Annotated in this window: 10 protein-coding genes; 5 read left to right on the top strand and 5 right to left on the bottom strand. The window is 37.7% G+C overall.

Annotated features, from left to right (window positions below):
- Positions 1 to 179 precede the first annotated feature (179 nt).
- Together BLR60_RS03150 and queA are read right to left on the bottom strand one after the other, a co-directional pair.
- A complete protein-coding gene (locus BLR60_RS03150; protein ID WP_090496632.1) occupies positions 180 to 845 on the bottom strand; it encodes a 2-C-methyl-D-erythritol 4-phosphate cytidylyltransferase in 666 nt (221 codons plus the stop codon).
- A gap of 58 nt (positions 846 to 903) precedes the next feature.
- Positions 904 to 1,953 carry a tRNA preQ1(34) S-adenosylmethionine ribosyltransferase-isomerase QueA gene (gene queA, locus BLR60_RS03145; protein WP_090496630.1) on the bottom strand — a complete coding sequence of 350 codons (1,050 nt, stop codon included), beginning with the start codon at positions 1,951 to 1,953 and terminating at the stop codon, positions 904 to 906.
- Positions 1,954 to 2,154: 201 nt separating this feature from the next.
- Between queA and BLR60_RS03140 the strand changes: the two genes are divergently transcribed.
- Positions 2,155 to 3,399, top strand: coding sequence for an ABC transporter permease (locus BLR60_RS03140; RefSeq protein WP_090496628.1), 1,245 nt, complete (start codon positions 2,155 to 2,157; stop codon positions 3,397 to 3,399).
- Between the two features lie 967 nt (positions 3,400 to 4,366).
- Here BLR60_RS03140 and BLR60_RS03135 read toward each other — a convergent pair.
- A complete protein-coding gene (locus tag BLR60_RS03135; RefSeq protein WP_208600555.1) occupies positions 4,367 to 5,563 on the bottom strand; it encodes a pyridoxal phosphate-dependent aminotransferase in 1,197 nt (398 codons plus the stop codon).
- Between the two features lie 114 nt (positions 5,564 to 5,677).
- Here BLR60_RS03135 and BLR60_RS03130 point away from each other — a divergent pair, with 114 nt between their 5' ends.
- The 4 genes from BLR60_RS03130 to BLR60_RS03115 are packed head-to-tail and all read left to right on the top strand — an operon-like array spanning position 5,678 to position 8,772.
- Positions 5,678 to 6,664 carry a cation diffusion facilitator family transporter gene (locus BLR60_RS03130; RefSeq protein ID WP_090496626.1) on the top strand — a complete coding sequence of 329 codons (987 nt, stop codon included), beginning with the start codon at positions 5,678 to 5,680 and terminating at the stop codon, positions 6,662 to 6,664.
- The gene (locus BLR60_RS03125; protein WP_090496624.1) at positions 6,651 to 7,103 is read left to right on the top strand and encodes an NUDIX domain-containing protein; all 453 of its coding nucleotides are present in this window, start codon (positions 6,651 to 6,653) and stop codon (positions 7,101 to 7,103) included. The genes BLR60_RS03130 and BLR60_RS03125 overlap by 14 nt, the downstream gene beginning before the upstream one ends.
- 6 nt (positions 7,104 to 7,109) lie before the next feature.
- On the top strand, positions 7,110 to 8,411 hold the full coding sequence (gene bioA, locus BLR60_RS03120; protein WP_090496622.1) for an adenosylmethionine--8-amino-7-oxononanoate transaminase: 1,302 nt from the start codon (positions 7,110 to 7,112) through the stop codon (positions 8,409 to 8,411).
- A 46-nt stretch (positions 8,412 to 8,457) separates the two neighbouring features.
- The gene (locus BLR60_RS03115) at positions 8,458 to 8,772 is read left to right on the top strand and encodes an aminotransferase class III-fold pyridoxal phosphate-dependent enzyme (protein ID WP_244155576.1); all 315 of its coding nucleotides are present in this window, start codon (positions 8,458 to 8,460) and stop codon (positions 8,770 to 8,772) included.
- A gap of 70 nt (positions 8,773 to 8,842) precedes the next feature.
- Here the strand turns inward: BLR60_RS03115 and BLR60_RS03110 are convergent, their stop codons facing one another.
- Complete coding sequence (locus BLR60_RS03110; protein ID WP_090496618.1) at positions 8,843 to 9,259, bottom strand: VOC family protein; 417 nt, start codon at positions 9,257 to 9,259, stop codon at positions 8,843 to 8,845.
- A 424-nt stretch (positions 9,260 to 9,683) separates the two neighbouring features.
- The gene (locus BLR60_RS03105; RefSeq protein ID WP_090496616.1) at positions 9,684 to 11,057 is read right to left on the bottom strand and encodes an exonuclease domain-containing protein; all 1,374 of its coding nucleotides are present in this window, start codon (positions 11,055 to 11,057) and stop codon (positions 9,684 to 9,686) included.
- Positions 11,058 to 11,145: the final 88 nt, after the last annotated feature.

Raw genomic sequence — 11,145 nt, 5'->3', positions numbered from 1 at the left:
AGAGGTAGTATCTATCGGTCAATATACTTCATGAGTTATTTTGCCATCGGTCTACTCTCGATCCTTTTCACTTTATGCTTACTAAATTAAACATTTGTAAACATAGGAGCTATCGGATCAGGGTGACGCAATGAAAAAAGACGGCATAAGCTACTAAGAGGCAATATTAATAGCCGAACTCAGGTTTTTAATAACAATTCTGCAAGTTCCAAATCAATTGGATAGGTAATTTTAATATTCGCTCTTTCTCCTTCAATGATATTGATCTCATACCCGATAGATTCTACAACACTTGCATCATCTGTGAAATGGGTGCTGAATTCCTGTTTGTAAGCTTCTTTAAGGATATTAAGGTTAAAAGTTTGTGGTGTTTGCACCAAATAGATTTCATCGCGTTTTAAAGCCGATGTTTTGCTGTTTTTAAGTAAACGTACGCTATCGCTGGATTGTACCGCTGCAATAACATTGCCCTGTTTGACTGCTTCAGTAAAACAGCTATCAATCAGTGTTTTTGAGACGAGCGGACGAACGGCATCGTGGATGGCTACATAGCTATCTTCTTCAATCGTATAAACCGCATTTTTAACCGAATGAAAACGTTCTGTACCACCATCAATAACCTGGTGTGGTATATGAAAATTAAATTCTTTACATAACCTGTCCCAGTAAGCCTGTTGATCTTTATTTAAAACCAATAAAATTTTGGGTTGTGTATCGCTTGCCGCAAAGGCCTTTATGGTGTGCATTAAAACCGGGAGGTTTTTAAGCAGTAGAAATTGTTTCGGGGTTTCTGTTTGCATCCGATTTCCAGAACCGCCTGCTACAATTATAGCGTAGTATTTCATAGTTGAGCGTTTAGGGTAAGGCGTTTAGCGCTAAACCGCCAAACGCCAACCACAAAACTTATATAATTAGCATGGCATCCCCATAGCTATAAAATTTGTATTTTTCTTTTACTGCAACTTCATATGCGTTCATCACATTTTCGTATCCGCCAAATGCACTTACCATCATCAATAAAGTAGATTCTGGTGTATGGAAATTGGTAATCATAGAATTTGCAATACTGAAGTCGTAAGGAGGAAAGATAAACTTGCTGGTCCAGTCGTTAGCCGCTTTTAATGTTCTGTTCGCAGAAACAGCCGATTCGATAGCACGCATAGACGTAGTTCCTACCGCACAGATTTTCCTTTTTTCTTCTATCGCTTTGTTTACAATGCCCGCATCTTTTGGTTCGATAATAAACTGCTCAGAATCCATTTTGTGTTTGGTTAAGTCTTCTACCTCAACTGTTCTGAAAGTACCTAAACCAACGTGTAAAGTTACTTCAGCAAATTCTACACCTTTAAGTTCAAGACGTTTCATCAATTCGCGACTGAAGTGTAAACCTGCAGTTGGAGCTGCTACTGCACCTTCGTGCTTAGCGAAAATAGTTTGATAACGTTCTTTATCTTCAGCAGTAGCTTTACGCTTAATGTACTTAGGAAGAGGAGTTTCACCCAAAATTTCAACATTTTTTCTGAATTCTTCGTCTGTACCTTCAAACAAGAAACGGATGGTACGACCACGTGATGTAGTGTTGTCTACAACCTCCGCAACCAGTAAATCGTCGTCGCCAAAGTATAACTTATTACCTACGCGGATTTTACGTGCCGGATCTACCAACACATCCCATAAACGTAATTCCTTATTTAATTCACGTAACAAGAAAACCTCAATGGTTGCACCGGTTTTTTCTTTATTACCATATAAACGTGCAGGAAAAACCTTAGTGTTATTTAATATCATGACGTCTTTGTCATCGAAATAACCTAAAACGTCTTTGAAAATTTTATGTTCAATTTTACCGCTGTCTTTGTGTAAAACCATTAGGCGAGCTTCGTCGCGTTGTTCTGCCGGATTATTGGCTACTAACGATTCAGGTAAGTTGAATTTGAATTGTGATAATTTCATTCTTGATGAATTTTTTGAGGTGCAAAAATACGAATTTAATTTTTCTTTTCCGTATTTTATCAAACGCAATTTGTATACATTATGTTTTGATCATTTTAAATCAAATTATACCGTACTATGATTGCATGGATAGACATTAAATTAACTAGTTTTGAAGATAAACTGTAACCTTTTCAAATGCTTTGCATCTAACTTTTAATTATGATAATCTTTAGGCTGATAGGCGAGAGTTTCCGATTTGCATTTGATGCATTGCGCCAGAATAAATTACGCACCATGTTATCGCTTCTGGCTATAACGATCGGTATTTTTACCATTATAGCTGTATTTTCTGCGGTAGATACCTTTCGTGGAAAGTTGCAGGCCAGTGTAGATAAACTTGGCTCTAATACTATTTATATTCAAAAATGGCCCTGGAGTTTTGGTGACAATTACCCCTGGTGGAAATATATGAACCGCCCTCAGCCTTCATTGCGGGATTTTGAAGCGCTCCGCGAGCGAATTGAAAATGCTCAGGGCGTTACATTCGAAATATCAGCTAGCGATAGGGTTATCAAATACAGAAGTAACTCAGTTGAAGGAATTTCGGTTTGGGCGGCATCGCATGATTTTAATAAAACCTGGAATTTCGAGCTTCAGGATGGACGTTATTTTACTGAAAATGAAAGTAAAAATGGATCCCCTGTTTGTATTTTAGGCTCTGATATAGCCGATGGACTTTTTAATGGAGATGCGGCAGTGGGTAAACAAGTACAGATTTTAGGGAGAAGGTTAACTGTGATTGGTGTTTTTAAAAAAGAGGGGGAAGATATGTTAGGTACTTCTCTTGATAAAAATGTAAATATTCCTATTGCTTTTGCAAAAGGTGTTTTAGATATCCAAAATGAACGTTATGGTCCACAAATTACCGTTCGTGGTAAAGATAATGTGAGTTTAGAAGAAGTTGAAAGCGAATTAAAGGGTTTAATGCGTTCCATCCATAGAATTAAACCTGGCAAAGAAGAAGATTTTGCGCTAAATAAAACGACCATTATTTCTAACCAGTTAGATTCGATGTTTAAGATGGTAAATATTGCCGGTTGGGTAATTGGTGGATTCTCTATTTTGGTTGGCGGTTTTAGTATTGCCAATATCATGTTTGTATCAGTTAAGGAACGGACCAATATTATAGGTATCCAAAAATCACTGGGTGCAAAAAACTATTTTATCTTGCTTCAATTTATTTTCGAGTCTATTTCACTTTGTATTTTAGGTGGTTTACTGGGGTTGTTACTCGTCTTTTTGCTCGCGTTGGGTATTGGGGCAGCCACAGACTTTCATATCATATTGGGCTTAAATAATATTGCTTTAGGCATTGGAATATCCATTATTATCGGTACAATTTCTGGTTTTTGGCCAGCGTACGCGGCTTCGAGATTAGACCCTGTTGAGGCGATCAGAAGCTAGAACAGTTTGCAGTTACCAGTTACCAGTTTGCAGTTATCCATTGGCTGTTTGCATTTACACGGTCTGCGATCCATAAACCTTATTGAAGTGGATAGCCCGCAATCCCGATTTTTCATCGGGAGAGGATTAGCAACAGAAAGAAGGACCATAGCTCCCGATGAAATACTTGCTTTCATTTTCAAATGATAAAAGAAATCATTAGGTGGTCGGCGCGACACCAACCATTAGGATAGGATAATTTGCAGTTACCAGTTGACAGGTGCCAGTTTGTACAGTTTGCATTTGCACGGTCTGCGATCCATAAACCTTATTGAAGTGGATAGCCCGCAATCCCGATTTTTCATCGGGAGAGGACTAGTAGCGGAAAGAAGGACTACAACTCCCGATGAAATAGCGGCCTTCATTTTCAAATAATTAAATATCATTAGGTGGTCTGTGCGACACCGACCACTAGATCAGAAGCTAAGACAGTTTGCAGTTATCAGTTTGCAGTTACCAGTTTGCAGTTATCATTTGGCTGTTTGCATTTACACGGGTCTGCGATCCATAAACCTTATTGCAGTGGATAGCCCGCAATCCCGATTTTTCATCGGGAGAGGACTAGGAACGGAAAGAAGGACTACAGTTCCCGATGAAATACTTGCTTTCATTTTCAAATGATAAAATAAATCATTAGGTGGTGGGTGCGACACCAACCACTAGGATAAGGGCTGTAGCATCGGAAGAAATACTGACTTTCATTTTCAAACACCGTATCGTCATTTCGAGCGGAGTGCAACGCAGTCGAGAAATCTATTGCAATAGACCGCTCTCCCGAACGTTCGGGACTGGGCATCAGTCGAGATGACAAACCTTCTTTCTTGAGATAACGGTGATATAAATAAAAAATTCCATGTTAAACATAATTAACATGGAATTTTCTTATATGAAGTTAATTAAAATCTGTTAACTGAAAACAGCCAGTCGACTAGGCTAATTTACCTAAAGCTTCTTTAATTCTTCTTAACGCTTCAACCAAACTTTCGTCAGACGCGGCATAAGATAAACGGATGTAGTTATTGTTACCAAACGAATCGCCGCCTACAGTTGCTACGTGACCTACGTTTAATAAATACAAAGCCAGGTCTGAGGAATCTTTAATCACATTTCCGTCGGCATCTTTTTTACCAAAGAAAGAGCTGATTTCAGGAAAAAAGTAAAAAGCACCATCTGGAAGATTAGTTTTTACACCCGGAATTTCATTTAGAAGATTGTAAACCAATTCTCTCCGACGTAAAAACGCTTCTTTCATTTCTAAAACGCTAGCCAAACCTTGCTCGTAAGCTACAATTCCGGCTCTTTGTGCAATAGAACATGTGCCAGAAGTGGTTTGTCCCTGCAATTTATCGTTGGCCGCTGCAATTTCTCTATTAGCAGCGATGTATCCTAGTCTCCAACCCGTCATGGCAAAAGCTTTAGAGAAACCGTTAACAATGATTACACGATCTTTAATGCTGTCAAATTGTGCAATAGATTCATGTTTATCAACAAAGTTGATATGCTCGTAAATCTCATCAGAAAGAATATAGATATTAGGGTTTTTCTCGAAAACTTCTACTAAAGCCGCCAGTTCTTCTTTACTGTAAACCGAACCTGTTGGGTTACATGGTGAAGAAAACATAAATAATTTCGATTTCGGCGTAATGGCCGCTTCTAACTGGGCAGGGGTGATTTTGAAATTACTTTCTATATCTGTATCGATAAAAACAGATTTCCCTTCTGCCAGGGTAACCATCTCCGAATAAGAAACCCAGTAAGGTGTTGGGATAATTACTTCATCATCCGGATTAATCAGGGTTAAGATCACATTGGATAAAGATTGTTTTGCACCTGTTGAAACCACAATCTGAGAAATATCATAATCCAGGTTGTTTTCTGTCTTTAGCTTATTTACAATGGCCTGGCGCAGATCTGGATAGCCCGGTACTGGCGAATATCGGGTGTAATTGTCATCTAATGCTTGTTTAGCAGCATTTTTAACATGGTCTGGCGTATTAAAATCGGGCTCACCAACGCTTAAACTGATTATATTGATGCCTTTTGAAGCTAGTTCGCGGCCAAGTTTGGTCATTTTAAGGGTTGCAGATTCTGATAGACTGTTGATTCTTTTAGATAAGGTGCTCATGGTTAATTACTTTGAGCGCAAATATATAAACCAAATATTATTCTGCACTAAAAAAGACATAGTTTTTCTCATTTAATTTATCCGATAAGCGTATTTTTGAAAAAAAATATTCTCGTGTCGGTAAAAAAGATAGCAATAATAATTTCACTGGTGGTGAGTGTGGTGCTGATGTTGGCCAAGTTTGTTGCATATTTTATTACAGGATCTAATGCGATTTTAACCGATGCGGCAGAGAGTATTGTAAATGTAATAGCCGGTAGTTTCGCTTTTTATAGCATTTACCTGAGTACACGTCCCCGCGATGAAAATCATCCTTATGGGCACGGAAAAGTTGAGTTTTTTTCTGCTTTTGTGGAAGGGATATTGATTTTGATTGCCGGCGTGGTAATTATTTTCAAGTCATCATATAACCTCATTTATCCGCATGTGGTGGGCGAGTTATTAACCGGAACGTTAATTATTGGCATTACCGGGCTGATTAATATGATTGTTGGCCTGTACTTAATCAAAATAGGTAAAAGGGAGCATTCGATCACTTTGCAGGCCGATGGTGAACACCTGTTAACGGATACTTATACTAGTGTAGCGATTGTAATCGGACTGATTTTAATTCAGTTAACAAATATTATTTGGCTGGATAGCTTACTTTCCTTTTTGGTAGGCTTTTACATTGTTTATTCTGGCTATAAACTTACCCGTGGTTCAGTAGGTGGTTTGATGGATGAAAGCGATTTTACCCTGGTTGAAGAAGTAGTGGAAGTGTTGCAAAAGAACCGGCATAATCCCTGGATTGATGTACATAATCTACGTACCCAGCAATATGGTCCTGAATTTCATATTGATTGCCATGTAACATTGCCCTATTATTTCGATTTAAATCAGGTTCACCGGGAAATTTCTCAGATTGATGAACTGATTAATTCAAATGGCGTGCGCAAAGCTGAGCTGTTTATCCATGCTGACCCTTGTTTGCCCGAGTGCTGTCATTATTGCCACATGAGCAAATGTCCGGTAAGGGCAGAGTCTTTTAAAAAAGAAATTGTGTGGACACCTGAAATCGTAATTAAAAATAAAAAGCATTTCGAAAATGAGCTACTTTAATGTCCGCGTTTACGGACTTTTAATTAACCACAATAACGAGGTTTTGGTGAGTGATGAAGAAGAATACGGATTTCGTTTTAGTAAATTTCCTGGTGGTGGTTTAGAGTTGGGCGAAGGCCTGATTGATGGATTAAAGCGTGAATTTGTGGAAGAATGTGAAGCCGAAATTGACGTACTATCACATTTTTACACCACCGATTTTTATGAAAAATCATCTTTTAATGATAGTCAGGTAATTAGTGTGTATTATCTGGTTACAGAAAAAGCACCCCTGCAATTGACTTTTAAAGATAAAATCTACGATTTCGATGGAGAGGGAGAAATTCTTCAGGCCTTCAGGTGGGTGAAGATAGAAGATTTAAATATTGAAGAAATCACTTTTAAAACAGATAAAACCGTAGTCCAGCTCTTAAAGAACCAATATTTAGGTAAATTGTAAATTTTTATGTCAGATATCTCCAAACTCCAAACGCCAAGTTCCGAACTCAATTTAACCGAACGCGATAGCAAAGTAATCTGGCATCCTTATACCCAAATGAAAAATGCATTGCCGCACATCCCGATTGTAAAGGGAGAGGGTGTTTATGTGTTTGACGAAAATGGCAAAAGGTATATCGATGCAGTTTCGTCCTGGTGGGTGAATATTCATGGGCACGCACATCCACATATCGCAAAAAAGGTAGCAGAACAGCTTAATATATTGGAACATGTAATTTTTGCAGGTTTTACACATGAGCCTGCCGTGTTGCTTGCAGAAAGGTTATTACCCATATTACCAGGCAAACAAGATAAAGTTTTTTACACTGATAACGGATCAACAGCGGTAGAGGTAGCCTTAAAAATGTGTCTGCAGTATTGGGATAACAAGGGGAAACCTAAAACCCGAATTCTGGCCTTCAAAAATGCCTACCACGGTGATACTTTTGGTGCCATGTCGGTAAGCGGACGCAGTATTTTTACTGATGCTTTCAATAGTTTATTATTTGATGTCGATTTTATCGATCTGCCTAATGAAGACAATATCTCACATCTTACATCTTACATTTCACAGCTTACCGATACCGCTTGTTTCATTTTTGAACCCTTAATTTTAGGTTCTGGGGGGATGCTGATGTATGAAGCAAAATACCTTGATGAACTAATTGCTGCCAGTAAGCAAGCAGGGATTTTAATTATTGCAGATGAGGTAATGACCGGCTTTGGACGGACCGGTACTTACTTTGCATGCGAGAAACTTGACAATAAGCCTGATATTATCTGTTTAAGTAAAGGTTTAACCGGTGGTACGATGCCTTTGGGAATCACTACCTGTACGGATGAAATATTTACAGCTTTTTTAAGTGAAGATAAATTAAAAACACTCTACCACGGACATTCTTTTACTGCAAATCCGATTGCCTGTGTTGCTTCATTAGCAAGTTTGGATATTTTATTACAGAAAGAAACATTGGCCAATATTAAAAGGATTGAGGCTAAACACGCTGCCTTTTTATTAGAGATTAAAGCGTACCCTAAAGTTAAAGCCGTAAGGCAAACAGGAACCATTATTGCCATTGAGTGGGAAACAGGTAATGAAACTTCTTATTTAAGTAATCTTCGTAACTTATTGTATTCTTATTTTTTAGAAAAAGGAATTATATTAAGACCATTGGGCAATATTATCTATATCCTTCCACCATATATCATCAGTGATGAAGATCTTGACTACATTTACGAAGCTATAAAATCGGCTTTAGTAGAAATTTAAGTGTTTTTGGGTCGTAGCGTGACGCTACGACCAGAAAGATATTTTATTGCAGAAAGAAACATTGGCCAATATTAAAAGGATTGAGGCTAAACACGCTGCATTTTTATTGGAGATTAAAGCGTACCCTAAAGTTAAAGCCGTAAGGCAAACAGGAACCATTATTGCCATTGAGTGGGAAACAGGTAATGAAACTTCTTATTTAAGTAATCTTCGTAACTTATTGTATTCTTATTTTTTAGAAAAAGGAATTATATTAAGACCATTGGTCAATATTATCTATATCCTTCCACCAGATATCATCAGTGATGAAGATCTTGATTATATTTACGAAGCTATAAAATCGGCTTTAGTAGAAATTTAAGTGTTTTTGGGTCGTAGCGCGACGCTACGACCAGGAAATGTGACTGCGACTTATATTTCTTTAAAAAAAATTAACCCAAAGGCATTTTGCTCATGTCCATGTAAAGGATATTCCATTTTTGACCATCCAGATCAACAAAACCACAGCCATACATCCAGCCATCTTTATAGCCAGGTTCGCCATAAAGTGTGCCACCGGCAGCTACCACTTTTTGTGCAAGACTATCTACTTCTTCCGGACTTTCTGCATCAAAGGAGAATAATACTTCGCTGCCATTACGTTTATCGGCAATGCTGGTTCCTACAAAACTCTCATAAAGGTCTTCTTCGAAAAGCATAATGACCAAATTGCTTTCTCCTACTAAAAAGCAGGCCGAATCTTCACGCACGCCATATTGAAGGTTAAGCGTAAAACCAAGTTGCCTAAAAAATGCTTTTGATTTATTAATGTCTTTTACCGGAAGATTTATCCAAAGTGATTTTGTCATAACGTTTTATCTTTTGTTGAATGTAAAGATAGGGAACGGATTTTGGAGTTAACCTTGCTAAAAACGAAAAATTACAGGGGTGTTTGAGACAATTATTAAATCAGCATGTTTTTTTTAGCAAGCTATATACGAGGGATCGTCATTCCCAACTAGATTGGGAATCTTAATGCAATAGGCTTTAAAATTAGCTTGGACTTTGTTGTTAATGCCTGAGCTCATGCGTCTCAGGTTGGTTAATGCCGATTTATCTGGACTGCATCTGTTTTTTTTGATTTCCCCAGCTCTCGGGATTGACAATGTTCTTCGGTAAGGGGGGAATATCTTAAACCAACTAGCATAGCGGCTTAATTGTGCTTAAAGATGTATCTACACCGTATGCCAGTAGGTAATGACTACCTTTCAAATAGAATTTTAAGGCAATTCATTATAATTTATACAATTTCTGCGGGTATTGTTCAGCGTAATTGAGTATTAAATTTAAAATATAACTATTAGACTGATAGGTGGACAGATCATTTTTAACTGTTGCCAATCCATCCGATAGATAATTTTTATCTGTAAAATAACCCATCCCATAAAATTTCCCGTTTTCTACTACTAAACAGCTAAATTCGTGTTCTTTTCTGCCCTCATCCACCAATGCAAAACTTGGTTGCTGGTTTTGAACATCAGTTAATGCCGCATTGAGCTTTTTATTGTAAACGGCTACAGTTTCTATTCCACTGCATGCACCAAAACATTGACCATTCTCGTGCGCATAACATTTGGTCGCGGTTTTTTGTAAATAACAAAGCTTTGCACAAAGCTGATATTTAGTTATTAATTGATTTAAAAAATTGTACCCCTCCAGTAAACTGTTAAAACTTTGCAGGGCGTTATTGTTCTTTTTATGTTTATCTATCGCTAAGCGCAAATAGCCGTTTTGATCTTCAAATACGTATAAATCATATTTATGCTCGTAACGTTTCATCGCCCGGTTGTTTTCAGGCCAGAGACGTTTAATTTCATTCGCTTCTAAAATCAGCGCCATTAGCTCGGTACCACAAATTACATGGTCTACATGATGGATGGTACGTAAAAAATCCTGGCGTTGTCGGTTCGGTGTATTACCGGTAAAATGGCTGGTTACGCGTTTTTTCAGGTTTTTAGCCTTCCCAACGTAAATGATTTTGCCTTTACTATCTTTAAAATAATATACTCCAGGCCTATCTGGCAATCTCAAAATGGAAGCTTTATCTAAATGAGGGGGTAAAACCTGCTCTTTCGATGTTTTCTTCAGCATTTCTGCTATTATACCTTCCTGATCGTATTCCAGTAATAAGTTGAACAATATACTGGTTGCATCTGCATCTCCCGCGGCCCTATGCCGGTTTTGAATCGGTATCTGCAGGGCTGTACAAAGCTTGCCTAAACTATAAGAAGATTTACCCGGAATCAGCTTTCTGCTCAATCTTACTGTACACAACTTTTTGCATTGTAAATCGTAGCCTGAAGCTGCTAAATGATGCTTTAAAAAAGAATAATCAAAGTTTACATTGTGTGCTACAAAAACTTTATCGTTTAAGAGTTGATAAATTTGTAAAGCGACATCATCAAATGTTGGTGCGTTCATCAGCATCTGATCATCAATGCCAGTAAGCGCCGTAATGTAAACGGGTATAGGCTGCTTAGGATTAATCAGCGTAGTATAAGATTCAACGATTTCGTTGCCATCATGAATATTAATGGCCACTTCGGTAATACCATTTGCTGAGGCATGACCACCAGTGGTTTCGATATCTACAACTGCGTATAACATTAAAAATAATTTGAATTACAAATTTATGCTAAAATAATTAGTATGGCAATTATTTTGATTATTTCTTTAGCATAAAAAAAGCGGTTAC

This window comes from Pedobacter terrae (assembly GCF_900100705.1).
Classification (GTDB): domain Bacteria; phylum Bacteroidota; class Bacteroidia; order Sphingobacteriales; family Sphingobacteriaceae; genus Pedobacter; species Pedobacter terrae.
This window is presented reverse-complemented; position numbering and strand designations above follow the sequence as displayed.